This window comes from Actinophytocola oryzae (assembly GCF_004364325.1).
In the GTDB taxonomy this organism is placed as follows: domain Bacteria; phylum Actinomycetota; class Actinomycetes; order Mycobacteriales; family Pseudonocardiaceae; genus Actinophytocola; species Actinophytocola oryzae.
In genome coordinates this window covers 181020-207231 of record NZ_SOCP01000008.1, presented here as the reverse complement: position 1 = coordinate 207231, position 26212 = coordinate 181020, and the positions used below count along the sequence as shown (strand labels likewise).

Here is a 26212-nt window from a genome sequence, read left to right as displayed (position 1 = left end):
GCACCGCCGACCGCACCCGGAAGGGTGGTCACCGGCACTTCGGGATGTCGCCGTCGTGCACGAACGGGACCTCTCGTGTGGACCGGCGACGGCGAGCATCGCGCTCTTCACCGACAGCGAGCCCGCGCCCCTGCCGGTGTCCTGGCGGGTTGAACGGGGTGAAGCCCTGGTCCCGGAAGGTCCGCAGAGCCTCGAGAACGGGCGCCCGGCTGTGATCGGGTGTGCCCACGGCGCCTCGGCCGAGGCCGTGGTGGACCGGGTTTACGAGGTCGCCTTGGCCAGCTCCTTCGCGGCCTCGCGGATGTCCTTCGCGGTGTCGATGGCCCGCCAGTACCCCTCGATCGGGAAGCCCGCGAGCCGTCGCTGCTTGGCCAGCAGCGGGAAGGTGGAACGCTCGTGGTCGCCCACGTCGGGCAGCAGGTCCAGGATCTCACCCGCGAAGACGTAGATGCCGCCGTTGATCGGGTAGGGGGACGGCGGTGACTCCACGAAGTCGGTCACCCGGCCGAAGTCGTCGAGCTCGACGACGCCCCACGGGATGCGCGGCCTGGCCAGCCCGATCGTGGCGACGGCCTCCCGCTCGGCGTGGTAGGCGGCCATCGCGGTCAGGTCGAAGCGGGTCCAGATGTCGCCGTTGAGCGCGTACCAGGGAGCGCTGGGGTCGGGCAGGTGCCTGCCCGCGTACTTCAGGCCCCCACCCCGGCCGAGCGGCTCGTCCTCCACCACGGTGTCGACCCGCAGCGGCTGGGTGTTCGAGGTGAGGTGCTCGATGAGCACGTCGTGCAGGTGACCCGCGGAAACCGTCACGTCGGTGACACCGGCGTCGGCCAGCCACTGGAGCTGGTGGTCGATGATGCAGCGGCCCGCGATCTCGATCATCGGCTTCGGGCGCGTGTCGGTGAACGGCTTGAGTCGAGACCCCTGGCCGCCGGCCAGAATCACCGCCTGCCTCACCACTGCCACCTCAGTGCGACTCGTCATGCCGCAGACCCTAGCTTGCGGCCGGATGCGTCCCGTGCCGCCGGGCGCGGACCTTGATGGACTGGTGCATACAGTCTACGGTATGCTGCACCAGCACAAGGCGTCACCCGTTGTAACGACATTCGGGCAATCTGGGGCGGCCGTTATGCATGTGCGACACGACATCGACGTCGTCGCAGCCACGCCGGGACTGCGGGCACCGCTGGTCACCGGGCTGGTCCTGTTCCTCCTGCTGGCCGCTGGCGCCGGCCTCTACCTGACCCGGCCGAGGGACGACTCGGCGGTCCCCCGGGCGGTGCTCGACGCCAGGCGGGACACCACCGAGGCCGCCGCGCGTGCCGTCGGACGCGCGCTGGGCGGCGGGTTGAGCGGGCTGGCCCAGCTGGCCACTGTCGTCGACGAGTCGATGCGCCAGAGCGGCAGCCCGCTGCTCGTCCCGTTCCAACACCGCAGGTGGCTGTCGCTGTACCTGGTCGACCGGGCCGACCGGGCGGTGGTGGCGGCCGTCGGCGAGCCCCCGCAGCCCGCCGCGCTCGGCGCGCCGGTGCCGTCCGACGCGGGCATGCGCCTGGCCAGGGTGGGTGCCGTGGCACGGATCGTGCAGTACGCGCCCGCCGGCACGCGGTACCTGCTCGTCGGCCAGCTCGACCCGGCCCGGCTCGGCGAGCTGCTCGCACCCGCAGGCACGTGGCTGCTCGACCGGGCCGGGTCGGTGGTCGCAGGCCCGGGTCACGGCACTCCCCCGGCGGTCGGCGGCGGGAGCCCCGCGGGCAGCGCGACACGGCGCGGCGGGACCGAGGTCGTCGCGTGGGCGTCGGTCACGGGTGCCCTCGGCTGGACTGTCGTGTCGAGACGCGCCACGGCAGAGCGGCCACCCGGCGGCGACCACCGGGGGCGGGCGGTCGCGTTCGCCTCGGGGCTCGCGGCACTGACCGTGGTCGTCCTCGGCGCCTTCCACCTCCTGGTGTTGCGCCCGATCCGCGGGCTCGGCGAGCGCACCACGCGACGATGACCGTCCGCATCGGCTACCGGCGTGAGACGGACACCGGCGACCGCCCGCGGGTGCTCCGCCACCACTTCTCGGTGGCCGTGGTGACGTGGGCGGTGGGCGCGGGCCTGTTCCTCTGCCTCGCGGCCACCGCCGCGGCCGCCGCACTGTCCACACCGGACGACGGGGTCCCGCGCGGGGTCACGGCGGACCAGCAGGCACGCACGGAACTCGCCGCGAACCAGGTGCGGCGCGCCATCGACGGCGGGACCGCCGACCTGGCCGCCGTCGCCGCGGGCATCGAGGCGCTCCCGGCGGCCGGCACACCGGCCCGGCTGCTGTCGCGGCTGGTGTCCACCCGGAGCCGCTACCGTGGCGCGGCCTACCTCTCGCCGACCGGCGAGGTTCGCGCGCGGGCAGGCGCCCCCGTCGACACGGCCGTCGACATCACCCCGGCACCCGCCGTGCTGGTGCGTGCCCCGCACGTGTCCGTCTCGGTCCCCGTCGGCGGCACGCGGGCAGGCGTGCTGGTCGCCGAGCTGGCCCAGGACACGTTGACCGCACCACTGTCCGGCGGCACCCACCTGTTCGACGCGGGCGGACGGGACCTCGACACCGGTTCGATGACCGCCACCGCGGTCCCACTCCCGGCCGCCCGCCCAGGCAGCGCACTGCGTGACGTCGGGGGGCGGCCAGCGGTCGTCACCTGGGCGCCGGTCGAGGGGCAGCCCGGTCTCACCGTGGTCACCGACCGGCCGGAACCGCCCCACGGCGAGGAGAGGCACGAGCTGCTGCTGTTCGGCGTGCTCGTCGCCACGCTCGCCGTCGTGGTCTTCGGCTGGCTCCACGTGCTGGTCATCGCCCCGCTGGCCGCCCTCGCGAAGGCCGAGGCCCGGCTCGCCAGGGGAGAGACCGGCGAGCCGGTGATCGTCCGCCGGTTCGACCACCTCGGCCTCATCGCACGGGACCTGGAACGGCTCCGGCGCGACCTGCCGAGGAGGGACCGGTGACCTTCCTCTACGCCGTCCTCGGGCTCGCCCTCGGTGTGCTGCTGGTCGCGGGGATCGTCGAGCAACGCCGTCACCAGCGCAACCTCGACGGCATTCCCAACCGGATCCTGGTCAACGGCATCCGGGGCAAGAGCTCGGTCACGCGGCTGTGCGCCGGTGCACTGCGTGGGGGCGGGCTGACCGTCATCGCCAAGACCACCGGGTCGGCGGCCAGGTTCATCCACCCTGACGCGACCGAGGAGCCGGTGTACCGGAAGTTCGGCATCGCCAACGTGGTCGAGCAGGTCGAGATCGTCCGCCGGGCGGTCGCCGTCCGGCCGGACGTGCTCGTCATGGAGTGCATGGCCATCGCGCCCGCGCTGCAGGAGGTCAACCAGACCAAGCTCGTCCAGTCCACGCTCGGTGTGCTGACCAACGTGCGCGAGGACCACCTCCGGGAGATGGGGCCGACCCTCACGGACGTGGCCAGGTCGCTCGCGCGGTCCATGCCGGTCGGCGGGACGTGCGTCACCGCGGAACGCGACCTGTTGCCGGTCCTCGTGGCGGAGGCGCGGCGGCGGTCCTGCGAGCTGGTCGTGGTCGACGCGGACGACGTCACCGACGAGGAGATGGCCGGGTTCCACCACCACAGCGTCCGGGAGAACGTCGCCGTGTCCCTGGAGGTCGCGCGCAGGCTCGGCATTCCCCGGGGGCCCGCGCTCCGGGGCATGTGGCAGGCGCCGCCGGACCCCGGCGTGCTCACCGTCGTCCCGTACCGGTTCGGGAGCGCGTCGCTGCGTTTCGCGAACCTGTTCGCCGCCAACGACCCCCGCTCGACCGTGATGAACGTGCGGGACCTCATGGCGCGCAGGCAGATCGGGCCGCCCGTCGCCGTGCTCGTCAACTGCAGACCGGACCGCATCGAACGCAACGGCCAGATGGGCGAGATCGTGCCGGACCTCAACGCGGACAAGCTGTTCACGATCGGCCACCCCACGAGGTCGGCGCTGGCCAAGGTCCCGTCCGGTTGGCGTGGCCAGGTGTTCGACCTCGGTGGCGCGAACCGGCCGGTCGAGCAGATCCTCTCGACCATCGTCGACGAGATCGACGAGCACGCGTCACTGGTGGCCATCGGCAACATCCACGGCCAGGGCGAGAAACTGTTGCGGCACCTGGAAAGGAGCGACGAGCCGTGCTGAGTGCCGAGGTCGCCGTGCTCGGCATCGCGATCGGGGTGGTGTTCTCGCTCGTCTGCTACCTGGTGTCGAACCTCTCGCCAGGCGGGATGGTCACCCCGGGATGGCTCGGCCTGGCCCTCGTCACCGACCCGCGCAAGCTGTGGATCATCGCGGGCGTCACCGTCGCGACCTACCTCGGCGCGCGGCTGCTGCAGCGGCTGGTGATCCTCTACGGCAAGCGGCTCTTCGCCGCCGTGCTGCTGCTCGGCGTCTTCCTGCAGTTGACCGTGTTCCTGTTCCTGTCACACCGGCAGCCGATGCCGTTTCCCGTGCGGACACTGGGTTTCGTCGTGCCGGGGCTGATCGCCTACCAGTGCGTCCGCCAGCCGGTCGCGAGCACCCTCCTCGCCACCGCCGCCGTCACGATGCTGTCCTACGTGGTCCTGCTCACCGGCGTGTTGCTGAACCTGCTGCCACCGGCGTGAACCCCTGGTTCACCTGATCAGCTCGACGGCAGGTACCACACCTGGATTTCCGGGTTGTCCGGCCCGACCCGCTCGTTCAGGTCGGCCTCGTCGGGCCACCCGAAGGTGATGCCTGTCGCGTTCACGCCCCGCACCATGGTGCCGCCGACGGCCACCGCCGCGTGGAAGTACTCGGTGTGACCCTCTCGGATCCGCTTGAACCCGACCGCGCTCGCCCTCGGGATCGGCTCCCCACGCCACCGCGTGCCGCTGTCGAAGTCGAAGTACGACAACCAGTTCTGGCCGTTCCTGGCACGCAGCGTCGATACTTCGAGCCGTCCGTCGAGCGCCAGGATGAACGCCACGACGTCGTAACAGACGCCCATGGCGTAGTCCTCGACCTGCTCGGCGCCGGTCAGGAGATAGTCGAGCATCCGCTTCTGGTCCTCGGGTGCCGCCTCCAGCGCGGCCTCGCCGAAGACCGTGATCTTCGACAGGGTTCCGGTGATCGGGACCGTTCTGAACGTGTAGCTGCCCCGCGTGTACGTCCGCTTCGTGAGATCGGACAGCCCCGGCGTGGACGGGGGTTGCCACGTCGAGCGACCGGCTTTGCCGCGCCCCGGTGTCTTCTCGGTCACCGCTGGTCCTTTCGGTGCGCGGTCAGGCCGTCGGCGCGAACACGAGCTGCGAGAGCGACCGCGACGGGCGCACCCCGATCTGGGACAGCAGCTCGTTGTGGAAACGCCGGTACTCGCGCAGTGCCTCGACGTGGTTGCCCTCGGCGAGGTGCACGTCGATCACGGCCCGGCGGGCGCTCTCCCGCAGCGGGTCGGCCCGTACCGCGTGCAGGGCGATGTCCAGGGCTATCCCGTAGTCGCCGCGTGCCCGCAGGAACGCCGCGATCGCCTCCATCATGTGCAGCTGCAGCTGCTTGAAGCGGTCGCGTTCGAACCGCACCCAGTCGTCCTCCCAGCCGGGCAGCAGTTCGCCTGCCCCCAGTTCGAGGGTCGCGGTGCTCGGTTCCGCACCGCCGCTGAGCTGTGCCCTGGCCTCGGCAGCGAACCGCCGCACGTCGGAGTCGACGAAGTCCGCCACCACCAACAGACCCTGGCGGCTCGTGACCAGTCCCGGCACCAGGTTGTTCACCCGCCAGATCGTCGTGCGAAGCCGCGCCTGTGCCCGGTGTTCCGGGCCGTCACCCCACAGCGCGGACGCGATGCGGGTCCGCAGGGAGGGGCCGCCGACGGCGAGGAACGCGACGAGTCGTTGCGCGCCGACCGCGAGCTTGACGACCGCGCCGTCGACCTGCAGCTGGAAGCCGCCGAACAGGGTCAACATCCCGTGGCCGGCCGGTTTCTGCGGGGCGGCGGACGTTCTGGGTGGCAATGGTCCCCCCGTCTTCTGTTGGTCCAGCGACCTGCTGGGAGGCCGACAGTACGGCGTGGCCCACCCGGGTGGTCATCGGGGAGACGGCGCCGTGAGATGCGGTGGTGATCCGGTGGAGACGCGGGCTCGCTACCGTGCCGATCGGCCAACGGGTTCAGCACCCGTGTCGTCGGCTTGCGGGCCCGAAACCGAAAAGAGCGTCATGGCCGTCGTGAACACCTCGTACCCCGGCGTGTACGTCGCGGAGGTGCCCTCCGGCACCCGGTCGATCACCGGCGTCGCGACCTCGGTGACCGCGTTCGTCGGTCCCACGACGCGGGGCCCGGTCGACCGGGCCGTCACAGTCGACAGCTACGCGGGCTACGAGCGCACGTTCGGCGGCCTCGGCACGCCGGTCGGTTTCGCCGTGCGTGACTACTTCGCCAACGGCGGCGGGCAGGCCGTCGTCGTGCGGGTGGTCTCCGCCAGCGCGGAAACGGCCGGGTTCCGGCAGGCAGGTGTGGAGGAGGGCGCGGCCCGCCTCGACCTGCGGGCGGCCAATCCGGGGCCGTGGGCCAACACGCTGCGGATCGACGTCGACCACGATGTCGCCGACACCTCGTCCACGACACGGTTCAACCTCTCCGTGACCGACCCCGCGACGTCGCGGCAGGAGGTGTTCCGCAACCTCACCACGACGCCGGGGCCGCGGTTCGTGGTCGACGTCCTCGCCGCGGAGTCCACGTTCCTGCGGGTCGTGCCGCCGACAGGCACCGCCGCGATCGGCAGGCCGCTAGTCACGGGCGAGGACACGGGCTACGTGGTCGACGAGGCGACCGCGGACGCAGCGCTGGACGGCGACGACTACAACGGCGAAGGGTTCGCCGACGCGCAGCGCGGCATCTGGGCACTCGAGCACGCCGACCCGTTCACCCTGCTGTGCGTGCCGCCGACCGACCCGGCGGAGGGCGTCGACCCGACGGTGCTGGGTGTCGCCTCGCAGCTGTGCGTGACCAAGCGTGCCGTGCTGATCGTCGACCTCCCCCGTGGTGTGCTGCCCGCCGATGTGCCTGCCGCGGTGGCGGCGACCGAGCTGAACGGGGAGGCGGCCCGCAACGCCGCGGTCTTCTACCCCGGGCTGGTGCAGCGTGATCCCACCGCCGACGGTCGGACCGCCGAGTTCGCCTCCTGCGGCGCCGTGGCCGGTGTGATCGCGCGTACCGACGCGACCCGTGGCGTGTGGAAGGCACCGGCCGGTGTCGACGCGTCGATCGCCGGCGGGGCCGACCTCGCCGTCTCGCTGACCGACGCGGAGAACGGGCGCCTCAACGCCATCGGCGTGAACTGCTTGCGCACCTTCCCCGGCATCGGGCCGGTGGTGTGGGGCGCGCGGACCATGCGCGGCTCCGACCAGCTCGGCGACGAGTACAAGTACCTCCCGGTGCGCAGGCTCGCGCTCCACATCGAGTCGTCGCTGTGGCGTGGCACCAAGTGGGCGGTGTTCGAGCCGAACGACGAGCCGCTCTGGTCACAGCTGCGGTTGGCGGTCGGGTCGTTCATGCAGGGCCTGTTCCGGCAGGGCGCGTTCCAGGGCACGACACCTGCCGAGGCGTACTTCGTCAGGTGCGACAAGGACACGACGACACCGGAGGACGTCCTCGCGGGCCGGGTCAACGTGTTGGTCGGGTTCGCCCCCGTGCGGCCCGCGGAGTTCGTGGTCCTGCAGATCCAGCAGACGACCGCGGCACAGGCCTGATCCAGGGAGGACACGCACCATGGCCGAGTACACCGTCAACGCCCACCGGCGCGACCCGTACAAGAACTTCAAGTTCCGGGTTCGCTGGGACGGCAGGTATGTCGCCGGGATCAGCAAGGTCGGGGCGCTGAGCAGGACGACCGAGGTCGTGTCGCACCGGGACGGCGGCGACCCGAGCAGCAGCCGGAAGTCCCCCGGCCGCACCGAGTACAACGCGATCACGCTGGAACGCGGTGTGACGCACGACCTCGCGTTCGAGCAGTGGGCCAACCAGGCACACCAGTACGGCAACGGTCTGGGGTCGCAGCTCTCGCTCGCCGACTTCCGCAAGGACCTGGTGCTGGAGGTCTACAACGAGGCGGGGCAGCTGGCCATCGCCTACAAGGTCTACCGCTGCTGGGTGTCGGAGTACCAGGCACTTCCCGAGCTGGACGCCAACGCGAACGCCGTCGCGATCCAGCACATCAAGCTGGAGAACGAGGGCTGGGAACGCGACCTGGCGGTAGTCGAGCCCACCGAACCCAGCTACCCGGGCTGACCTTGCTGGCCACGGACCTGCTCGCGGCGTGGGAGGAAGGCGGCGGGCAGGACGCGCTCGACCGGGCGGTGACCATGCTCGCCGCACTCGGTGGCGTCCCGGCCGACGAGGCGGCGAGGATCGACGTCGCCCGCCGCGACGCCGTCCTCACCTCGGCGTTGCGGGCCCTGTCGGGGAGGTCCCTTCTGGTGGGGGAACTGACCTGCGACGGGTGTGGTGACCCACTCGACATCCCGGTCGACCTGGCCGCGTTGCCCGACCCGCCGCCTGCGGTGGACGGCGTGCCCTTCGCGTTGCCCACCAGCGAGGACCTGCGTCTGGTTCGCGGGATGTCGCCGGAGGAGGCGCGTTCGTTCCTGTTGGCGCGATATGCTCGCGTTCCCGGCGCGGGGGACGAGCGGTGGGCCGAGGCGATGGAGGTCGCGGCGCCCGCGAGTGCCGTCACGATCGCGGCGACGTGCCCGGAGTGCGGGACCGTGACCAGGGCGGATCTGGACGTCTCGGTGTTGCTGTGGGCCGAGTTCGAGCGGCATGCGGTCGAGCTGCTGGCGCAGGTCCACCTGCTGGCGTCCGCCTACGGGTGGACCGAGGACGAGGTGCTGGCGCTGGGGCCACGGAGGCGGGCCACGTATCTGCGGATGGCTGCCGGATGACGGACTTCCTGGACCACCTCGTCATGCGGACGTTGGGTCTTTCGCAGCCGCTGCGCCACCACGCGCCCGCGGGTGGCGAGGTGGAATGGCCGGGTGGCGGCATTCCTCGGCCGCAGGGGACGGGCGGCGCTCCGACCGTGGACCCCTCCGCATCACCACGACCCGAGCCTGCCACCGACCCGCTCGCCGTTGGCGGCCCTCGCACGGAGCCTGCCCTCCACCCCGATCCCGTTCCCCACAGGAGATCCGCGACCCACGACAGTTCGGCGACCCATGCCGGGTCAGCGGACCACCCCGACCCGGCAACCCACGCCAGCTCCACACCCGACACCAGGCCTGCAACCCATGACGGCGCAACGACCCGTGCCAGGCCTGCCGCCCACGGCAGCCCCGCAACCCACCCTGGCCCCGCCACCGACACCGGGTTCGCCGACCAGCCCCGGTCCGCAACGCGCGCAGTGCCCGCAACCCGTTCCGGGGCCGCCAACCACGCCGGATCCGCACACCACGCGAGGCCCGCAACCCACGCCGGATCCGCAAACCACGTGAAGGCCGCCAACCAGGCCGGATCCGCAAACCAGGCCAACCATGCCGGGTCCGCAACGCGCGTGGAGCCCGCAACCCACAACGGATCCGCAACCCACGACGGGGCCGGTCACACCGGGTCCGCCATCCACGCCCAGCCCGAGCGGGTCGCCTCGCTGTCCGGCTCCCCGAGGTCCTCCTCACCGGAACCCCCGGCTCCCACCGCCGTCGAGGCGGGGCGAGTCGGTTCGGCCCGTGACGGCGTCCTCGGCGGGTCGGGTCCAGGCAGGGAGGCGGTGCCGAACGTCACCGTCACCATCGGGACCGTCGTGGTCCGGCCCGCCGCGACGGCGGCGTCACCCGCGCCCCCTCGGACGAGGCGCGCACCCACCCGGTCGATGTCACTCGGCGACTACCTGTCCACACGCGAGGGAAGATGAACGGCCATCTGGCGGTGGCGATGGTCACCGAAACGCTCAGGCGCGTCCTCGGCGACGCACTGTCCACCGCGGGTCCCGGCGGCGTCGGCAGTGCCCAGGTCACGACGATGCGGCCGTCCTCACTGACCACTGTGGACGCCCAGGCCAGCGGCGTGAACGTCTTCCTCTACCGCGCCGCGCCCCGGGGCGCGCCGGGGCTGGACATGCTGCCCACCAGGCGGTCCGGCGCGCGCATGGTGGCCCCGGCGACCCAGTGTCTCGAACTGGACTACCTGCTCACCTTCTACGGTGACGAGTCCACGCTGGAACCGCAGCGGCTCCTCGGTACGACGGTCGCGACGCTGGCCCGTCACCCGGTGCTGGACCGCGAGCTGGTCGCGGACGTGGCGGCGCGCGCGGTCCTGGTCAACCCCGACGCGTGGGAACAGCACCACGACCCGGCCGCCGCACCGGACGCCGTCCGGCTGTCCATGCTCCCGCTGGACCAGGAGGCGGCCACGAAGCTCTGGTCGGCACTGTTCCACTCCGCCTACCGGCTGTCGGTCGCCTACCAGGCGACCACGGTGTTCGTCACCGACGAGGACCCCGCCCACACCCCGGCGAAGAAACCGAAGAAGGTCCACATCACGGCCGACCCGTCGACCGAGGGCGGGAGGTGACCCGGTCCGCCGAGTGGTCGGCGGCGAACCACCAGCACCTCGCCGCGGCCCTCGACACGCTCACCCGGCGCCTCGACCCCGACCGCGCGGAACCGTTGCCCGGCAAGGCGTGGACGCTCCCCGAGCCACCCGCGCTCGACGCACTGCGTGACGGCTTCGGCCTGACCGACTTCGAGCGCGACGTGCTCCTGCTGTGCGCGGGGGTGGAGCTGGACACCGACTTCGCGCGGGCCTGCGCGAAGGCACACGGTGAACCCGGCCGCACGTGGGCGAGCTTCGGCCTCGCACTGTCCACTCTGGACAACCCGCACTGGGGTGCCGTCTCCCCCTCGGCTCCCCTGCGCGCGTGCCGCCTGGTGACCCTGTCCCACCCGGAGTCGCCGACCGCCGGCGCGCTACGGATCGAGGAACGGGTCCTGCACGCCCTGGTCGGCCTCGACTACCTGGACCCCGCGATCGCGCCCCTCGCGTCGTCTCCTCCCTCCGCGACCACCGACCACCCCGCCGTGGACGCGCTCGCGCGGCAGTGGGCCGACCCGTCGACACCCCACGTCGCGGTGCTCGGCCGCCACCGGGCCGAGCTGGTGGCCGTCGCGGCGACGGCGAGTGCCCGGTCGGGGCTGCGACCGGTGGTCCTCGACGGTTCGGACCTGCCGGAGGGCGTGCGTCAGCGCGACGAGCTGGCCGCGTTGTGCGAACGCGAGAGCACGCTGACACCGACGGCGTGGATCATCGACCTCGTCGAGGCGGGCGACGCCGCGCACCTCGCGGCCGTCCGGCTCGCAGGCAGGCTGACCGCCCCCGTCGCGGTCGTCACGCAGAGGCCGCCGCCCGGGCCGGCACTGCCCGGGATCAGCGTCCCGGCGGCCACCGTGGACGAACGGGTCCTGCTGTGGCGTGCGGTGGCGGACCAGGTCCCCGAGGCCGAGGTGACCAGGCTGGCGGCGCAGTTCGACCTCGACGCGGACACCGTGCGGGCCGTGGTGTCGGAGACGAGGGCGGCGGGACCGGTCACGGTGGACGGCCTGTGGCGTGGGTGCCAGAACCACGCGCGACCCGGCATCGACGCGGTCGCCCAGCGCGTGGCCGGCGACGCCCGCTTGGCCGACATCGTGCTGCCCGCACACCAGCTCACGCGGCTGCGTCAGCTGGTCGCGCACGTCCGCCACCGGCACCTCGTCCTGGACAGGTGGGGGTTCGCCGCCAGGGGCGGTCGAGGGCTCGGCACGGCGGCGCTCTTCGCCGGTCCCAGTGGCACCGGCAAGACGCTCGCGGCCGAGGTGGTCGCCGGTGAGCTGCGCCTGGACCTCTACCGCGTGGACCTGAGCCGGGTGGTCAGCAAGTACGTCGGGGAGACGGAGAAGAACCTCAGCCGGGTGTTCGACGCGGCGGACGCAGGCGGCGCGGTCCTGCTCTTCGACGAGGCGGACGCGTTGTTCGGCAAGCGCGGCGAGGTCACCGACAGCCGCGACCGGTACGCCAACCTCGAGGTCGGCTACCTGCTGCAGCGCGTGGAGACCTACCGCGGCCTGGCGATCCTCACCACGAACCTGAAGGACAGCCTGGACCCGGCCTTCCAGCGGCGGCTCCGGTTCGTGGTGGACTTCCCCTTCCCCGACGCGCGGTCGCGGGCGGCCATCTGGCGCACGGCGTTCCCGGCCGCGACGCCCACCCGCGACCTCGACCACGACATGCTGGCGCAGCTGACGATCACGGGTGCGTCCATCCGCGACACGGCCCTGTTCGCCGCCTACCTCGCCGCCGAGGCGGGCGAGGCCGTGACCATGACGCACGTCCTGGAGGCCGCCAGGGCCGAGTACGCGAAGCTCGAACGCCAGATGACCGGCGCGGAGGTCAGCGGATGGACGACCTGACCGTCCACATCGACACCCTCGTCGTCGAGCTGCCCGCCGCCGAGATAACCGCACTGCTCGGCGGTTCGACGGCAGGCCTGCGGGCCGCCGTCGCGGCCGCCGTCCTCGCCGACGAGGACGTGCGGCGGCGGGTGGCGGGACAGCGCTAGGGCGTGGGGTCACCGAGGCGGATGACCCAGAGGCTCGGGCCGTAGATCGTGACCGACTTCTGGCCGCCCCTTGCCCGGTAGTTCAGGTTGAACGTCGCTCCTCCCGGGCCGACCGTGCACAGCGCCATCGCGACGATCTGGCTGGTGTGGCGCAGCGAGTCCGTGCTGGGTTGCGAGTGCCCCATGCCCCATGCCACGTCGGACGCCCCGCTGACCCCGTCGGTGCCCTGCCACTGCGAGCCCTTGAAGATGCCGACCTCCAGCGGGTGCGTGCCGTCCTCGGCCTTGCCCGACCCGTGGCCGATCAGCAGGAACATCGTCGTGCGGGACACCACGACCTCCTTGGTGACCAGCGTCGTCCAGGTGGCCCTGTCCGTCGAGTGCTCCCATTTGTTGCCCGTGGGCTTGACGAGCTCCGCCCCGAGCGTGGGGCTGCGCAGCGCCGCCGCCGTCAGCACGTTCGCCCCCAGCGGGCCGGTGACGGTGCCGCCGTCGGCGAGACCGAGCTTGGTGGCGCGCAGCTGGTCGACCTCTGCGCGCAGCTGCGTGTTGCTCGTCTGCAGCTCCCGGACCGCCGTGAGGAGCTCGTTCCAGTCCAGCGCGCGGATCAGCTCACCATCGCGCCTGTCTTCCAACGACATCTAGGGTCTCTCCTCAATCATTGCCGAAGGTGTTGGCGCCGAACCTCGCGGTGCCGAACGCGCCGGACTGCGGCTCCATGTCGAGCCAGAACCAGGTGCTGAAGTCGGCGCCGCGCACGTCGTCGACGGTGGGCAGGAGCTGCTCGACCGTGCCGTCGGCGCGCGCACCGTGGATCGCGAGGCCGTTGAGCATCCGGTAGGGGTGGTCGCTGTCCACGACGGACCTCCCGTCGATCCGCAGCGTGCACAGCAGCTGCTCGACGCCGCGTTCGTGGAGGTCGCTGACCAGGTTCGCCATGTTGTCGTGGACCACGTCGGTGGGACGCCACAACAGCTGGGTTCGTTCGACTGTCACGATCCCGTCCAGCACGAGCGGCCGGGTGCCGAGCACCAGCCTGATGTCCCCGCCGTGGATGACGTCGGACTCGAAGTGCGGCAGGTCGAGCGTCACGGTCAGCGGTGATCGGCCGGGACCGCCGAGCGGGACCGGGGTGCCGTCGAACTCGACGGTCAGGCCGGCCATCAGCTCCACCTGCGTGATCCGCCGGTCGTTCTCCAACCTGCTCCGGCTCCGCGCCAGCCCGACCCGTTCCACGTGCAGGCCCGGGGCGACGTGGCTCGCGGGATCGGCCCTGGCCTGGGCGAGCGGCGCGAAGGTGGCACGGCAGTCGGCCATCCGCGTCCACAGCCGGTCGCGCAGGTCCAGCAGCGCGATCGCGGCGTAGTCGTGGACGATGCCGTCCGGCGGCAGGTACGACGGCCCGCGGTCGTCCGTCGGCCACTCCACGCCGCCACCCGCGCCACCGCCGGTCAGCACGGTGCGGGCCGGGACGAGCCAGTGGTCCCCGCACTTGGCGAACCCGCTCGTCGAGAACTGCACCGAGAGCCCGTCCTCGATGTCGACCCACCCGTCCTCGACGGGCAACGCGCCCTCGCTGTCCCAGCGGCGCAGGACCACGGGCTTCACCAGGTCGAGCGGCTCCGGCGTCGGTCCGGCCCACTCGCCGACCGTGAGGTCCACGTCCGAGGAGACCGACACCCGGCCGAGGAACCCCGGTTCGCCACGCCGCGTCCTCGCCTGGTCGACCAGCTCGACCCAGCAGCCCGGTGGGAACCCCGACACCGCGTCCCTCGGCGGCGCGTCGATCCGGACCTGGAGGTGGTCGCCCTCGGTGTCCGAGGCCAGCTCGGCGACCAGTGCGGTGACCGACCCGTTGTCCCGTGACCACACGAACGTCGGCCGGTCACCCCCGTCGTGGATCTCCACCCGGTAGAGCTGGTTGCGCAGCCCCCGGTAGCCGGCCGACGGCGGCACCAGCGCGGCGGGCAGGTCCGGGTCGGCGACGGCCCTGGCCCGCAGGCGGCGCGGGTCTCCGGTGTGCGCGGGGGTCCACGGTGGCGCGACGTCCTCCGCCACGGCGTGGTGGTCGGCGAGCTTGTCGACCCGCACCTGCCACACCGTGCGTGCGCGGGTGGCCGTGTCGGCCCCGCCGAGGGCGACCTCCAGCAGGCGCGGGTCCTCCAGGGCGGTGACGTGCTCCGACCACACGTCGAGGTAGACCACGTACCGGCCGTCCTCCAGTGGTTCCGGCACGCCGGGCAGGTCGGGCTGCGCCGAGATCAGCAACGGCAGGTCGTTCTCGCACAGGATGCCGTCCACGTAGTAGCGGCCGTTCGAGACGGTCAGCCGGTCCCAGGTGCACTCGCGCGGCTCCTCGCCGTCGCGGTCGGTGACCTGGAACCCGGCCGCGCCGACCGGGGCGCCGTGGGCGCCGATCGCGTCACGCGCGGTCGTCTCGTCGTGGTAGCGCTGGATCTCGTGCTGCTCGTTCCAGTCGGCGTCGAGCGCCACCCTGCCCTGCTGCAGCAACACCCCGCGGTACCGGTCGGTCCTGCGGAACGTCCGGCGGGTGAAATCGCCCTTCATGCAATGCCTTTCGCCATGTCTGTGCCACACCGGATCAGGTGGCGAAGCACGTTCCCGCGACCGTTCCCGGCCGCAGGTGCCCGTCGAGCTGGAACGCCAGCTCGGCCAGCCGCCCGCCGTGGCCGAGGTGGTTGTGGACGCCCAGCTCGCCGTTGTCGCCCGCACCCGTCGTGACCTCCGGCGGGCACCCTGGCGCCAGGCGGCAGAACGCCGGATGCGCCGGGTCGACCGAGTCGAACACCGGCTCCCCGGTGTCCGACCGGAGGTGGCTGTGCCGGACCCGCGGGACTTCCCCTGCGGTCAGGGTGCCGGTCAGGATCGAGTCCAGGGCGGAGAACCTTCGCGCGGCCACGTCACCGAGCACCGTGCACGCGACCAGCTCGAGGTCGTCGGCCGCCACGGCCCGCCCGTACACGGCGCTGTCGCGTGCCACGACCCGCTGACCGGGCAGTCCGACGCTCTCGACGACCGACCTCAGCAGCCAGGAGGTGCACCGCGCGGTCGTGTCCCCGCCAAGGCCGCCCAGCACCGTGCAGTTGGACACCACCAGCGTGTCGAGGCCGTCTCCGGTCAGGACGTCGCCCTCGACCGAGAGCCCGTCGAGGACCAGACCGGTCGGCACCGGCGCGCGGACCGCCTGGGCCAGGACGTGGAGGCCGCCCACCAGATGGGGACGGACCCCGACGGGGACCACCACGCCGGTCGAGGTCACCGCCCCGGCGACGACGAGCAGCCGCTCACCCGGTCGCAGCCGCAGTTCGACGTCCCCCCGGTAGGTGGCGCTGTCGGCGACGACGATCACCCCGAGGCGGCCCGGGGCCGCGGGCAACGCGTGCCACGCGGCCGCGGCGGCCGCGAGGCTCGGGTACGGACCGGTGCCGTACCGCACCACCGCCTGCCAGTCCGCCGTGGACGGCCCCGGGACGGCCGCGGCGGCGAGGGCGGCGGCGAGGGTCCGGGCGCGGTCGTAGGAGTGCGCGCCGACGTCACCGGCGGCACCCGCGTGGTAGGAGACCTCGACGGACCGAGGCACGCCGCCGCGCGCGACCGTGAGGCGGCCCAGCTCCGGGTCCACGGCCACCCGGCCGAGCCAGGGCCGGTCCCACGTGCTCAGGTCGGCCACGTACACCGTCGCCGGGCTGCCGTCGACCACCACCGACGGCATCGTCGGCGTGTCACCGGCCGCGAGTGCCGCGTCGAGGTCCAGGCGGGTGAGCGGGCGCGCCGCCGGGGTGAACAGCGGCATGTCGCGGCCCGCGGGGTCGAACGTCCACCGGCCCTGGGCGGCGTCCACCGCGCGGGCGTGCACGCCCCGGTACGGGTAGCTGTCCAGCCGCCACAGGTGCACCGCGATGTTCGGCACGTTGTGACGGCCCACGCCGCCGGTCATGGCCCGGACGTCGGCACTGCGCGCCACCTCGTCGTGCGTGGTGCCCAGGCGGGTCAGTGCGGCCGTGTTCCGCAGGTCCGCCGTCGCGAGGTTGCCGGGCCGGACGTTGTCGACGTGCTGGGTGACGCGCAGGCGTGCGAAGTACTCGACCACGTCGGCGGGCCACCCGGTGACGTCGGTGGCCATCGCGCGGAGGCCGTCCGCCGTGCCCTTGATCCTGCCGGTGCGCACGCTGTTCGCGACCTGCGCCCTCGACGGCGTGCCCGTGGCGGTCCGGCCGCCGGTCAGGTCCAGCAGCAGCGGGAGCACCTCGGCCCGGCACGTCTCCACGAACCAGTCGCCGTAGAGGCGGTCGACGTCCTCGCGGACCCGCCGGTACTCGTCCGCCATGGGCGCGAGCAGCGAGCGCAGCGGGTGGCCCAGCTCCGCGTCACGGGTCCGGACGTACTGCGGGAGCAGGTCGTACATCGGGTTGTCGGTCGTCATCGGGTCGCCTCCCGCACCACTGCCTCGTGGACCACGAGCAGCTGTGCCGGGACCACGCGGTACGGATCGAGCACGGCGGGCTCCGCGTCGAGCACCTGCGCGAGCGACGCCGGGTCACCGCGCCGGTGCAGTGCCGTGGGACGGACCGCGACGACACCCGGCACCTGCTGTGCGACGGCGACGATCCGCGAGAGCGCCACCGGTTCCGCGATCCCACGGCTCCCGGCGCCGAACGCGGCCAGTACCGCGGCGGACACCTCGGCCGTGGCACGGGTGTCGCCGGGTGTCGCGGGCACGACATCCAGTGCCACGTCGAACTCCACCTCCCGGCACCCCTGGACGTCCAGGTCGCCCTCCGGCGCACGGACCTCCCGGAGCGCGTCCCGCAGGTCGTCCACGACGGCTCCGCCCTCTGGCACGACGTCGAGGTGCACCACCGGGCGGGTGCCTCGGGAGAACACGGTCAGCGCGGCCGTGTGCACCCCGGGGAACGCGAGCGCGAAGGCCAGGTGGTCCGCGGGCGACACGACCCGGTCCAGCAGGCCCGCGGCGGCGGGGATCCGCGCGAGGTCCACGGGCCGTCGGTCGGCGCCCCCGGTGGCGGGCAGCGGGTTGTCCACCCCGGTGACGCCGAGCGGGCTGATCGGCAGCAGCCGCAGCGTGCCCGCCCCGACGTTCGAGGCACGGCCCGCCGCCGTCCGGTAGACCGCCACGACGTTCCCGGTCCCCGTCGTCAGCCGGGCGCCGTGGACGCCGTCGCCGAAACACACCACGGCGGTCCCGTCGTCCTCTTCCCGCACGCCGAACACCCGGTCGGCGGGGCCCGCGGACAGCATCTCCGGCACCTGCGCCCAGGACACGTCGTCCACCCGCACGTCGAGGGTCGAGCGGCGGCCGGTGGCGGCCGGCACGTGCCCGATCGCCGCCTGCCGAACCGGGAACCGTTGGTGAGCGGCGGATCCGTCGCCGTCGCCGAGCACCTCGGCCACGGTCTCGCCCGCGGTCGCCGCGACCACGTTGCCGAGCACGACCCCGCTCGCCAGGACGATCCCGACGGGCAGCGGCGCGGTCAGCACCAGCGCCGACCCCGTCGGGGTGGCGACCGTGGTGGCGACGGTCGCGGCCTGGGCGAGGAGCGTGCCGTCGGTGTCGCTGCCGACGACGATCACGGGCGCCCCCGGCGCGAACTCGACCGGCTCCGCGAGGTCCAGCGCCGGTCCGGTGACCTCGTCGGTGTCGGGTTCGTCCGCGAGCGTGAGCGGTTCGCTCCCGGCGAGGACCGTCGTCGACCGGCGGTCGAACCCCGCGGGCAGGGAGCCGCCCTCGATCGCCACCAGGGTGGTCGGTCCGGCGACGGCGAAGTTCGCGGCGGCGCTCGTGCGCACGTCCAGCACCTTCCGCAGGACGTCCGTCTTGTCCGGCACGCGGAGCAGCAGCCACGAGCCGACGCCGACCGACGGGTGGTCGCCCGCCAGCTCCAGGGTCGTCTGGCCGACGATCGGACGGTCGGGCGCCACGACGTCGAGTCCCGGCCAGTCCCCGGCGTCGGCGCCGTAACCCGCTCTGACGTCGGCGGGCATCGCCCGCCAGTCGGGGGCGTTGTGCCCGAAGAAGGCCGTGCGGACGCGGAAGACGTGCGCCTCGACGCCCGCCCCGGCAGGAATGTCGACGGCGTCGGCCCATTCGACGGTGGTCACACCCGGTTCCGGCTGTCCTGTGTGGACAGCGGTGAGGACACGCGGGTGGGCCGTCCCGCCGACGCGGACGAGGACCTGGTCGCCGACGCGCGGCGTGGTCTCCAACACCCGCAGCACCTTCGTCGGCCCGCTCGGCCGCTGGGCCCGCCGTTGCCGCAGCGGCACCGAGTTCCGCTCCGGCAGGACACGCAGCCCGGTCTCCGTCTCGAAGACCTGCGTGGTCTCGCCCTGTCCGGGGATGCTGTGCACGGCGGTACCTGCCGCGACGACCACCTCGGGCACCTGCTCCGCCGTGAACGACAGCAGCACGGACGCGCCGACCGGTGGTGTCGGCCCGGCCCCGACCGCACGGCCCAGCTCCAGCGCCGACCGGTCCTCGACCGCGGTCGCGACGTAGCCCTCCTCCGCGATCCGGTCGCGGTAGAAGTCGAGCATGTCGACGACGGAGGCCCAGGCGCCGACGAGAGCGACCGCCGGGTCGTCCGGGTTGTCCACCGCCAGCTCCGGCAGGCCCGTCCGCAGCGCGTCGAGGCACCGGCGGACGACCTCGTCCCTCGTGCCCGCCCGCACGGTCCGCGTCACCGGGCCTCCCCCAGCACGAAGTCGATCGCGCCCAGCTCCGGCCGGTCCGGGTCGCTCACGCAGGAGACGACCTCGTGCTCGCCGATGACGATGGTGCCCACGGCCAGCTCACCCTCGGCCCGCGTGCCCCACCGGTGGAACCTGTTGCCGACGACCGGGTCGTCGCTGGTGTCGACCCACCACACGCCGGGCACGGCCGTCGCCGCGGCGACCACCCGGCTCAGGTGGACGGGGTCGGCGAAGGAGAACGCGTCCGGGTGGAAGAACCCGGGACGGCCGTCGCGCCTGGTACCGGCGGTGAACGCGTCGCGAAGGCCCGCCAGCACCTCGGCGGGTGCGGCGCCGGGCCGGATCCGCACGGTCAGCCGGATGTCGAGCGGCACGGCGACGGCGGCGACCACCCGCACGTCCTCGCCCGCCATGGTGTGCCTGCCGATGAACTCGGCGATCTGCGCCGTGTCGGGCACGACGCCCTCGGGCGGGTCGACCACCGTCGTCACCGTGTGCCAGGAGCCCGTCCACCGGCGGACCGACCACGCACGCGCCACCGAGGGGTGGCGCATCGCGATCTCCGAGTGGTCGGCCTCGGTCACGGCCCTCGCCAGGACGCGCGAGCCGTGCGGCGCGAGCAGCCTGGCCTGTTCGATCGGCTGGGCCGCCACCCCGCCGACGGCCGGGACGCAGTTGCGCACCCGCACCCCCGCTACCGGCGCCACCAGCTCGGTGAGCGCCCCGGCGCCCACGTTGCCCGCCGGGCCGCCGCCGATGCGGTAGGACGCCCGAAGCACCGTGCCGGGCACGGGTGCGCGCCCGTCGTGGCCGTCGCCGAAGCGGAGCCGCGCGGTGCCGTCCTCTGCCCTCTCGACGACGTAGTCGGCGGCGGACCGGCCGCTGGCGACGAGGTCGGCACGCACCTGCCACGTGCTCACCTCGTCGTCCAGCTCGACCATGGCGGGGACGGCGAGCGCCGGGTCGACGACGAGCGCGTCCGACGCGGGCCTGTCCACGGCGTCGGCGTGGTCGTAGGGCACGGCGTGGGCGAGTCCCGGCCGGGCCAGCCGGGGGCGGTAGCGCCCCGTGGCGGGCACCGTCGGCGGGACGACGGGTTCCCCGGCCACCAGCCTGCCGTGCTCGGCGAGCACCACGTTGCCGCGTACGACCGTCGTGGCCGCGACCCCACCCGAGGCGGTGGGGACCCGCCACAGCCTCATCGGCGTGCGTGGGGCGTCCTGCGCGTGCCAGGTGACCACGACCGAGTCGGGATCGTCGAGCGCGAACGGGTCCTCGGTCAGCCGGACGACACAGGTGCGTGCGGCACCCGCGTCCTCGAACACGAGCACGTCGCCCGCCCGCAGCGCGAGGTCGTCCCGCGCGCCGACGAGCCGGGCGGTGGTGGCCCCCGCCGCCAGCTCGGCCCGCTCGGCGCCGCCGGTGTACACCTCGACGGCGTTGCGGGAGCGGCGGACCGTCACCGGGTGCAGCGTGTGGAAGACGCTCTCGCCGCCGGGCGTCGACACCTCGAGGCCGGTGCCGAGCGTCGTCACGCCGTCGCCGGTCACCGCGAGCCAGGTCCGCGCCGCGGCGCCCTCGTGCAGTGCGTAGTCGAGCATCCTGGCGTGGCGGCGGACCGACTCCCGGAACCTGGCCGTCCCCAGGTAGGCCTCGGTCGCCGCCGAGTCCTGCGCATAGGACAGGTGGTCGCCGAGGTAGGCGAACAGCTCCGTGAGCGCGACCCCCAGGTCCGCGGGGTTGCCGTCCTGCCAGCCGGGCAGGTCGGCGGCCAGCTGGTCGAGCAGCATCCGCCGCAGGCCCGCGTAGTCGCGGTTGCGGTAGTCGACGGGGGCACCGGTCATCGCACGACGTCCCTGGTGAGCACGACGGTCCTGGTCTCGGCGCCGGACCGGGGGCGGTACCTGACGCTGATGTCCAGCGTCGAGTCCACGACCCGCGCGTCGACCATCTCGACCTCGACCTGGTCGGCGAGCCACTGCTGCAGCGCGCCCCGCAGCAGCACCCGCAACGCGTCGGCCATCTCGCCGCCCGCGGGTTCGAACACGAGCTGGCGGACGCCGCTGCCGAAGGTGGGACGGTTGACCCGCTCGCCCGGCGCCGTGAACAGGACCTGTTCGACCAGGCCGCGGACGTAGTCGTCCTCGGTGGCGCCGGCGGTGTGGCCTCGGCCGTCCACGCGGAAGGGGAACCCGATGTGCACGCTCAGATCCCCCTGACGCGCTGCTGGGTCACGGTCACGACCAGCGGGGTGCCGGTCGGCGTGCACACGGACCTGCTGTCGGCCAGCAGGACCGGCACGCCGCTCGCCCGCACCCGGACGGCGCCGACCCACTGCGCGCTCACGCACGGGCCGTTGCCCTGCGGCGGCGTGAACGAGCAGCCCGCGACCGTGTGCACGGTCGTGGCGGGCAGCAGCGGCGCGCCACTGAGCCGCACCCTCGGCTGGACCGTGGTGGGCTGCGCCTGGCCGCCGTGGGAACAGGTCACCACGGCACCCGCCTGGACGAGGAACCCCGGCATCACGTCACCTCCAGCGCGCCATTGTTGAGCGACACCGACGTCGGCGTGAGCGCGACGCTCGACGTGCCCGCGGTCAGCGAGATCCCCTGTGCGGACAGTGCGATGCGCAACCTCGTCGACACGACGGGCGGGGAGACCTCGATCGTCAGGCCGCCGGAGCCCGGCAGGTCGTCGGCCACGATCTGCACCCCGTCGGTGCGGAACACCTTGGTCGTCGGCAGCCCGGCGCTCTTCGGCAGCTGGCCGGTGGACCAGAAACAGCCGCTCCAGATCGGCACGTCCGGGTTGCCCGCCTCGAACTCCACCCAGATCGCGGCTCCGACGGGCGGCACGGCGACGAGCCCCACCCCGGGCCCGGCGTAGGGCACGCACGGGAGCGCCCAGCTCATCCGCCCGTCCCGCAGCACCGCGGGACAGCTGACCTGAACCCGCCCCAACCGCAACGGATCCACGTTTCCCGTGACCGTGCCCCGGTACTTGCCGAAGAAGGTCCTCATGCCGCTCCCTCACCCGCCGCGCGGCGGGTGAACGCTCCGCTCACGGCCGCACCACCAACGTCGTCGAACCGATGCCCTCGCGCGTCAGCGTGAAGTCCTGTGTGTACGAGCCACGCGCGATCGAGTGCGTGACGCCGCTGACCCGGTACAGGCCGTCGTGCTGCCAGCCCGCGCCGCGCACGCCGACGGTCTGCCTCGGCCGGAGTACGCCCGAGTACCGCGTGGCGTCGACCTTGCCGGTCGCGGTCACGGCGTCCGCCGACGCCTCCGCCCTGGCGTTCGCCGCGGCCAGCGCCTCGGCGAGGCTCGCGCCACTGTCCCGGTAGGACACCGTGCGGGCGCCGGGGCCGTTGGTCAGGCGGACCTGCCGGACCGACATCGGCGGCCGGACACCGCCGAGCCCGACGACCGGCATGGCCCTGTTGGTCCGCCGGTCCTGCACGAAGCCGCGGACCGACGCGGGTGACAGCCCGTCCACCTGGAACGACAGGCTCTCGACGTTGCCGAAGGGTGTGGCGCCGTAGGACACCGCGGGCGCGACCACCCCGCTCGGCACCGCCGGGCCCCAGTAGGCCGTGCTGCTCAGCGGAGCCGGGCCCGCGGCGAGGTGGAACACGTAGCCGTGCCGGGCCGCCATCGTCTCCAGGTGGTCGAGGTCCGTGCCGGTCTGCACGGCGACCCGCTCGACCGGCGTCGGCACGTCGGCCGACGGCGGCGGCACGACCACGGGGACGATGCCGTACCTGGCGTAGCGCGCGAGCAGGCGGGCGGCGATCACCGCGTCGCTCTGCGCCGGGTACTCGGCGTTGCGTTCCTCGACGTCCATCAGCACCCCGAGGTCCTCGCCGGTCACCACGAGCCGGGGTGGGTTCACGGTCAGCTCGCGGCGGGTCACCACGCCGTCGAACAGCACGTGCGGCGTCCCGGACACGACGACGGCCAGCACCACCCGGTGGAACCGCTCGAACAGACCCCGCGAGAGCACGGGGTAGTCCGCGACGGACGCGATCCCGGACCGCCCGGTCGCGACGACGAGCTGGAAGCCGGAGCGGCCCGACTCGACCAGGCGGACCTCGGCCGACTCGACCCTCGCGACGAGGTCGGCAGGTACGGGCAGCGGCACACCCGCTCCCGACAGGATGGTCAGCGTCGTCCTGATGCGGCGCACGTTCAGGCCAGGGGGAAGGGAATGCGCACGGCGGTGCCGATCCGGCCGTCCTGGGTGAGCTCGTCCGGGTGCAGCACGGGGTTCGCGTCGCACAGCCGCCAGAACAGCTCCGGGTCGCCGAGGTGGTCGGCACTGATCAGGTCGGTCCGGTCGCCACGCGTCAGCACGTGCTCGGCCACGATGTGCGACTCGTCGGGCCCGGGGAGGAACCTGCGCCGCAGGTACCGCAGCGTGCGGCCGTCCTCGGTCGCCACCGACGCGACCTCGCTCTCGTGGTAGCGGCTCGCCGGGCTCGTCACGACGGCACCGCGCGCATCGCCGCGGCGATCACCGGTGCCGCGACACCCGCGACGGCGGACCGCGTCGCCAGTGCCTCCTTGGCCACCTGGTGGGCGAGGAAGATGTGGTGGCCGGCGTCGGTGACCGGCAGGTCGCTGTAGGACAGCACCCGAAGGCTCAGCTGTACCTGGGCACGCACGGGGTTCAGCGCGGCGTCGAAGGCCTGCTCGGTGACCGTGAACGCGGTGAGGCGCACCGGCAGCACGCGGGTGACCCCCCACACCAGGAGCGTCAGGGGCGGGTCCACCGGCAGCAGCTCGATGGTCCCCGCGGCGGCGAGCGCCTCGTTGGCCAGCACGGCCGAGGTCCTGGGGTAGAGCAGCATCTCCAGCGCGGCCAGCGGCCCGTGCACGTCGCCGGCCGACAGCGGCCCGGTCCGGTCCGCGGCGTCGATCTCGGCGGTCAGGCTGATCACCTCGACCGGTGCGCCCACGATCGGCGAGTTGGCGTCGTCCTCGCCGCCGGGCATGGTCCTCGGCGACAGCGAGCGGGACAGCTCGTCGGGGTTGTACTGGAACACGACCAACCCGGCGAGCGGGTTGCGCGGGTCGAAACCGACCAGCGCGCCACGCAGCGGCCTCTGTGAACTCGACAGCTCCGCCATCAGCCCCGCCAGGGCCCGTTCCCGTATCGCACGCGGTGATGGTCGGGCCGACGCGTCACCCCGCTGTCACAGGAGCGGCCGCGCCGGCCGCACCGATGGCGCCCACGCACGCATAAGACCGCGTACCGGGGCGTGACGCGCCGGTGACGTCCTCGGTCAGGTAGGCAGGAGACCGGTCAGCCCGTGCCCTCGCGGCGCGTGCCGTCCGCGCGGAGGAGGTCCTCGCGGGCCCTCGCCACGCGGGAGCGGACGGTGCCGAGCGGCACCTGGCAGATCTCCGCGACCTCGGCGTAGGTGAGCCCCAGCACCTGGGTCAGCACCACCGCCTCCCTGCGTTCCGGCTCGAGGCGTTCGAGCAGGAGGTTCACCTCGACGAGGTCCTCGAAGCCCGCCACCACGCCGTGTGCGGCGGCGCGCTGCCGGTCGGCGATTACGGTCAGGTCGGCGGAGCCGCTGATGCGGGGCCGGGACGTCACGTTGCGGATGTGGTCGACGACGGCACGCCTGGCGATCGACAGCAGCCAGGTGCGCGCCGAGGAGCGGGCCGCGAACCGGGACAGGCCGGGCAGCGCCCGCAGGTAGGTCTCCTGTGTCAGGTCGTCGGCCAGGTCCACGCCTGCCAGGTGGGCGACCAGCCGCCAGACGTCACGCTGGGTCGCGCGGACGAACCGTTCCAGCGCGGACCGGTCACCTCGTCCCGCGGCCAGGGCAAGCTCGGTGAGCGCGTCACCGTCACGGGGAGCAGGGGTCACAGCGCCGCAGCGTAACCGGGTTCCGACCCGCCGGGAACTAATCGGGGCGCGCTTGCGACTGTACAGACCATGGAATGCTCTCTTTGCCGCGAAGCACTCTCGGCCAGGATCGACGGTGAGGTCGAACCCGTGCCGGAGGCGCAGGTCGACGAGCATGTCCGGACGTGTGCCGGCTGCCAGGGCTGGCTCGACGAGGCGACCGCGCTGACGAGGTCGCTGCGGATCAGGTCCGCGACGCCGGTGCCCGACCTGACCGGGGCGATCATCGCCGACGCTCCCGTGTTCGTGGACACCCGGGGCTGGTGGCCCCGGTACGCGCTCGGCGTCGTCGCCGTCGCGCAGCTCTCCCTGGCGTTCGCGCAGCTCTTCGGCGTGGGACAGCGGCAGACACACGCCGACCACGACGCCGTGCCCATCGCGAGCCACCTGTTCAACGAGGGCACCGCCTGGAACCTGGCGCTGGGCGTCGGGCTGTTCTGGGCCGCGTTCCGCCCGAGGACCGCGGCCGGGCTGATCCCGGTCCTCACCGGGTTCCTGGCACTGCTGCTGGCCTACTCGACGCACGACCTGATCGCAGGCACCGCGCCGGTCGCCAGGGTGCTCGGCCACGGGCTCCTGGTCGCGGGCCTGGTCCTGCTGTTCCTGGTGAACAGGAAGCCGGGGGGCGCGAGTCCCGGCCACGCCGTCGACACCGGAACCGGTGGTGCGGCGGGCACGAGCACCGCTCCCGGCGACCCCGCGCCGGCAGCAGGCGACCCCGCCCGTCCCCCGCTGCGTCCCGCGGGCCGCCACCGGGCCGCCTGACCCGGGCCACCCTGGGCGCGGAGGTGACCCGACCGGGGTCCCGTCACCTCGTGGACCTCGACGAACGACACGACCCCATTCCGGTGGCCGTCCCCGTTCCGTCGGTGACGCGCCGTCGCCGCCGCCGTTCGTGCGCGCACCCCCTGAGAGCGCGCACGCGGCGGCAGGCGACGAACACCTTCCCCGGACAACGCATGTGCCGCTGCCCCTCTCCCCTCGAGCCGCTGGGGCAAC

Annotated in this window: 27 protein-coding genes; 11 read left to right on the top strand and 16 right to left on the bottom strand. The window is 73.3% G+C overall.

Features of this window, described 5'->3' with window-relative positions; translation table 11 throughout:
* Window positions 1-261 precede the first annotated feature (261 nt).
* Window positions 262-981: a nucleotidyltransferase family protein gene (locus CLV71_RS22575; protein WP_133904831.1), complete on the bottom strand. Its 720-nt coding sequence runs from the start codon at window positions 979-981 to the stop codon at window positions 262-264.
* Window positions 982-1126: 145 nt separating this feature from the next.
* Between CLV71_RS22575 and CLV71_RS22570 the strand changes: the two genes are divergently transcribed.
* The 4 genes from CLV71_RS22570 to CLV71_RS22555 are packed head-to-tail and all read left to right on the top strand — an operon-like array spanning window position 1127 to window position 4621.
* Window positions 1127-1993 (top strand): hypothetical protein, encoded by an 867-nt coding sequence (locus tag CLV71_RS22570; protein ID WP_133904830.1) that lies wholly within the window; start codon window positions 1127-1129, stop codon window positions 1991-1993.
* Window positions 1990-2979, top strand: a complete 990-nt coding sequence (locus tag CLV71_RS22565; RefSeq protein WP_133904829.1) for a hypothetical protein — start codon at window positions 1990-1992, stop codon at window positions 2977-2979. The genes CLV71_RS22570 and CLV71_RS22565 overlap by 4 nt, the downstream gene beginning before the upstream one ends.
* Window positions 2976-4157, top strand: a complete 1182-nt coding sequence (pgsB, locus tag CLV71_RS22560) for a poly-gamma-glutamate synthase PgsB (RefSeq protein ID WP_133904828.1) — start codon at window positions 2976-2978, stop codon at window positions 4155-4157. The genes CLV71_RS22565 and pgsB overlap by 4 nt, the downstream gene beginning before the upstream one ends.
* Window positions 4151-4621, top strand: a complete 471-nt coding sequence (locus CLV71_RS22555) for a poly-gamma-glutamate biosynthesis protein PgsC/CapC (protein ID WP_133904827.1) — start codon at window positions 4151-4153, stop codon at window positions 4619-4621. The genes pgsB and CLV71_RS22555 overlap by 7 nt, the downstream gene beginning before the upstream one ends.
* Before the next feature lie 17 nt (window positions 4622-4638).
* Here the strand turns inward: CLV71_RS22555 and CLV71_RS22550 are convergent, their stop codons facing one another.
* Both CLV71_RS22550 and CLV71_RS22545 read right to left on the bottom strand, forming a co-directional pair.
* Window positions 4639-5238: a hypothetical protein gene (locus CLV71_RS22550; RefSeq protein WP_133904826.1), complete on the bottom strand. Its 600-nt coding sequence runs from the start codon at window positions 5236-5238 to the stop codon at window positions 4639-4641.
* Window positions 5239-5260: 22 nt separating this feature from the next.
* A complete protein-coding gene (locus CLV71_RS22545) occupies window positions 5261-5986 on the bottom strand; it encodes an AfsR/SARP family transcriptional regulator (RefSeq protein WP_133904825.1) in 726 nt (241 codons plus the stop codon).
* 202 nt (window positions 5987-6188) lie between these two features.
* On the opposite strand from CLV71_RS22545, the gene CLV71_RS22540 reads away from it, so the two are divergent.
* From CLV71_RS22540 to CLV71_RS22530, 3 genes are read left to right on the top strand one after another with little or no spacing between them, the layout of a single operon-like run.
* The gene (locus CLV71_RS22540; RefSeq protein WP_133904824.1) at window positions 6189-7721 is read left to right on the top strand and encodes a phage tail sheath family protein; all 1533 of its coding nucleotides are present in this window, start codon (window positions 6189-6191) and stop codon (window positions 7719-7721) included.
* Window positions 7722-7740: 19 nt separating this feature from the next.
* On the top strand, window positions 7741-8259 hold the full coding sequence (locus CLV71_RS22535) for a phage tail protein (RefSeq protein ID WP_133904823.1): 519 nt from the start codon (window positions 7741-7743) through the stop codon (window positions 8257-8259).
* Between the two features lie 2 nt (window positions 8260-8261).
* Window positions 8262-8912, top strand: a complete 651-nt coding sequence (locus CLV71_RS22530; protein WP_133904822.1) for a hypothetical protein — start codon at window positions 8262-8264, stop codon at window positions 8910-8912.
* Window positions 8913-9567: 655 nt separating this feature from the next.
* Here CLV71_RS22530 and CLV71_RS22525 read toward each other — a convergent pair.
* Window positions 9568-9828: a hypothetical protein gene (locus CLV71_RS22525; protein ID WP_133904821.1), complete on the bottom strand. Its 261-nt coding sequence runs from the start codon at window positions 9826-9828 to the stop codon at window positions 9568-9570.
* Between the two features lie 45 nt (window positions 9829-9873).
* Here CLV71_RS22525 and CLV71_RS22520 point away from each other — a divergent pair, with 45 nt between their 5' ends.
* The 3 genes from CLV71_RS22520 to CLV71_RS47855 are packed head-to-tail and all read left to right on the top strand — an operon-like array spanning window position 9874 to window position 12559.
* A complete protein-coding gene (locus CLV71_RS22520; protein WP_133904820.1) occupies window positions 9874-10536 on the top strand; it encodes a Pvc16 family protein in 663 nt (220 codons plus the stop codon).
* Complete coding sequence (locus CLV71_RS22515) at window positions 10533-12410, top strand: ATP-binding protein (protein WP_166664210.1); 1878 nt, start codon at window positions 10533-10535, stop codon at window positions 12408-12410. The genes CLV71_RS22520 and CLV71_RS22515 overlap by 4 nt, the downstream gene beginning before the upstream one ends.
* Window positions 12398-12559 (top strand): hypothetical protein, encoded by a 162-nt coding sequence (locus tag CLV71_RS47855; RefSeq protein ID WP_166664209.1) that lies wholly within the window; start codon window positions 12398-12400, stop codon window positions 12557-12559. The genes CLV71_RS22515 and CLV71_RS47855 overlap by 13 nt, the downstream gene beginning before the upstream one ends.
* On the opposite strand, the gene CLV71_RS22510 is transcribed toward CLV71_RS47855, so the two are convergent.
* The 12 genes from CLV71_RS22510 to CLV71_RS22455 all read right to left on the bottom strand — a co-directional run bounded on the left by CLV71_RS22510 (window position 12556) and on the right by CLV71_RS22455 (window position 25174).
* On the bottom strand, window positions 12556-13200 hold the full coding sequence (locus CLV71_RS22510) for a hypothetical protein (RefSeq protein ID WP_133904818.1): 645 nt from the start codon (window positions 13198-13200) through the stop codon (window positions 12556-12558). The genes CLV71_RS47855 and CLV71_RS22510 overlap by 4 nt on opposite strands.
* A 13-nt stretch (window positions 13201-13213) precedes the next feature.
* Complete coding sequence (locus CLV71_RS22505) at window positions 13214-15127, bottom strand: DUF6519 domain-containing protein (RefSeq protein WP_133904817.1); 1914 nt, start codon at window positions 15125-15127, stop codon at window positions 13214-13216.
* Window positions 15128-15161: 34 nt separating this feature from the next.
* Window positions 15162-17003, bottom strand: a complete 1842-nt coding sequence (locus tag CLV71_RS22500) for a hypothetical protein (protein ID WP_133904816.1) — start codon at window positions 17001-17003, stop codon at window positions 15162-15164.
* Window positions 17000-19282 carry a baseplate J/gp47 family protein gene (locus CLV71_RS22495; RefSeq protein ID WP_133904815.1) on the bottom strand — a complete coding sequence of 761 codons (2283 nt, stop codon included), beginning with the start codon at window positions 19280-19282 and terminating at the stop codon, window positions 17000-17002. The genes CLV71_RS22500 and CLV71_RS22495 overlap by 4 nt, the downstream gene beginning before the upstream one ends.
* On the bottom strand, window positions 19279-21135 hold the full coding sequence (locus CLV71_RS22490) for a baseplate J/gp47 family protein (RefSeq protein WP_133904814.1): 1857 nt from the start codon (window positions 21133-21135) through the stop codon (window positions 19279-19281). Before CLV71_RS22490 ends, CLV71_RS22495 begins: the two co-directional genes overlap by 4 nt.
* Entirely contained in the window at window positions 21132-21494 is a 363-nt protein-coding gene (locus tag CLV71_RS22485; RefSeq protein WP_133904813.1) for a GPW/gp25 family protein, read from the bottom strand. Before CLV71_RS22485 ends, CLV71_RS22490 begins: the two co-directional genes overlap by 4 nt.
* Window positions 21495-21496: 2 nt before the next feature.
* The gene (locus tag CLV71_RS22480; protein ID WP_133904812.1) at window positions 21497-21814 is read right to left on the bottom strand and encodes a hypothetical protein; all 318 of its coding nucleotides are present in this window, start codon (window positions 21812-21814) and stop codon (window positions 21497-21499) included.
* Complete coding sequence (locus CLV71_RS22475; RefSeq protein WP_133904811.1) at window positions 21814-22311, bottom strand: phage baseplate assembly protein V; 498 nt, start codon at window positions 22309-22311, stop codon at window positions 21814-21816. The genes CLV71_RS22480 and CLV71_RS22475 overlap by 1 nt, the downstream gene beginning before the upstream one ends.
* A 40-nt stretch (window positions 22312-22351) precedes the next feature.
* Complete coding sequence (locus tag CLV71_RS22470; protein ID WP_133904810.1) at window positions 22352-23479, bottom strand: hypothetical protein; 1128 nt, start codon at window positions 23477-23479, stop codon at window positions 22352-22354.
* A 2-nt stretch (window positions 23480-23481) separates the two neighbouring features.
* Window positions 23482-23778 (bottom strand): LysM domain-containing protein, encoded by a 297-nt coding sequence (locus CLV71_RS22465; protein ID WP_133904809.1) that lies wholly within the window; start codon window positions 23776-23778, stop codon window positions 23482-23484.
* Window positions 23775-24422 carry a hypothetical protein gene (locus CLV71_RS22460; protein ID WP_133904808.1) on the bottom strand — a complete coding sequence of 216 codons (648 nt, stop codon included), beginning with the start codon at window positions 24420-24422 and terminating at the stop codon, window positions 23775-23777. Before CLV71_RS22460 ends, CLV71_RS22465 begins: the two co-directional genes overlap by 4 nt.
* Window positions 24423-24598: 176 nt before the next feature.
* On the bottom strand, window positions 24599-25174 hold the full coding sequence (locus tag CLV71_RS22455; protein ID WP_243866636.1) for a sigma-70 family RNA polymerase sigma factor: 576 nt from the start codon (window positions 25172-25174) through the stop codon (window positions 24599-24601).
* 69 nt (window positions 25175-25243) lie between these two features.
* Here CLV71_RS22455 and CLV71_RS22450 point away from each other — a divergent pair, with 69 nt between their 5' ends.
* Complete coding sequence (locus tag CLV71_RS22450; RefSeq protein WP_133904806.1) at window positions 25244-25978, top strand: zf-HC2 domain-containing protein; 735 nt, start codon at window positions 25244-25246, stop codon at window positions 25976-25978.
* Window positions 25979-26212: the final 234 nt, after the last annotated feature.

Excerpts from the sequence above, each read along its gene's own strand:
- CLV71_RS22570 (WP_133904830.1), top strand. The coding sequence starts at position 1,127 with ATGCATGTGCGACACGACATCGACGTCGTCGCAGCCACGCCGGGACTG.
- CLV71_RS22510 (WP_133904818.1), bottom strand. The coding sequence starts at position 13,200 with ATGTCGTTGGAAGACAGGCGCGATGGTGAGCTGATCCGCGCGCTGGAC.
- CLV71_RS22520 (WP_133904820.1), top strand. The coding sequence starts at position 9,874 with ATGAACGGCCATCTGGCGGTGGCGATGGTCACCGAAACGCTCAGGCGC.
- CLV71_RS22535 (WP_133904823.1), top strand. The coding sequence starts at position 7,741 with ATGGCCGAGTACACCGTCAACGCCCACCGGCGCGACCCGTACAAGAAC.
- CLV71_RS22575 (WP_133904831.1), bottom strand. The coding sequence starts at position 981 with ATGACGAGTCGCACTGAGGTGGCAGTGGTGAGGCAGGCGGTGATTCTG.
- CLV71_RS22505 (WP_133904817.1), bottom strand. The coding sequence starts at position 15,127 with ATGAAGGGCGATTTCACCCGCCGGACGTTCCGCAGGACCGACCGGTAC.
- CLV71_RS22500 (WP_133904816.1), bottom strand. The coding sequence starts at position 17,003 with ATGACGACCGACAACCCGATGTACGACCTGCTCCCGCAGTACGTCCGG.
- CLV71_RS22475 (WP_133904811.1), bottom strand. The coding sequence starts at position 22,311 with ATGAGGACCTTCTTCGGCAAGTACCGGGGCACGGTCACGGGAAACGTG.
- CLV71_RS22460 (WP_133904808.1), bottom strand. The coding sequence starts at position 24,422 with ATGGCGGAGCTGTCGAGTTCACAGAGGCCGCTGCGTGGCGCGCTGGTC.
- CLV71_RS22490 (WP_133904814.1), bottom strand. The coding sequence starts at position 21,135 with ATGACCGGTGCCCCCGTCGACTACCGCAACCGCGACTACGCGGGCCTG.
- CLV71_RS22565 (WP_133904829.1), top strand. The coding sequence starts at position 1,990 with ATGACCGTCCGCATCGGCTACCGGCGTGAGACGGACACCGGCGACCGC.
- CLV71_RS22540 (WP_133904824.1), top strand. The coding sequence starts at position 6,189 with ATGGCCGTCGTGAACACCTCGTACCCCGGCGTGTACGTCGCGGAGGTG.
- CLV71_RS47855 (WP_166664209.1), top strand. The coding sequence starts at position 12,398 with ATGGACGACCTGACCGTCCACATCGACACCCTCGTCGTCGAGCTGCCC.
- CLV71_RS22480 (WP_133904812.1), bottom strand. The coding sequence starts at position 21,814 with ATGCCGGGGTTCCTCGTCCAGGCGGGTGCCGTGGTGACCTGTTCCCAC.
- CLV71_RS22450 (WP_133904806.1), top strand. The coding sequence starts at position 25,244 with ATGGAATGCTCTCTTTGCCGCGAAGCACTCTCGGCCAGGATCGACGGT.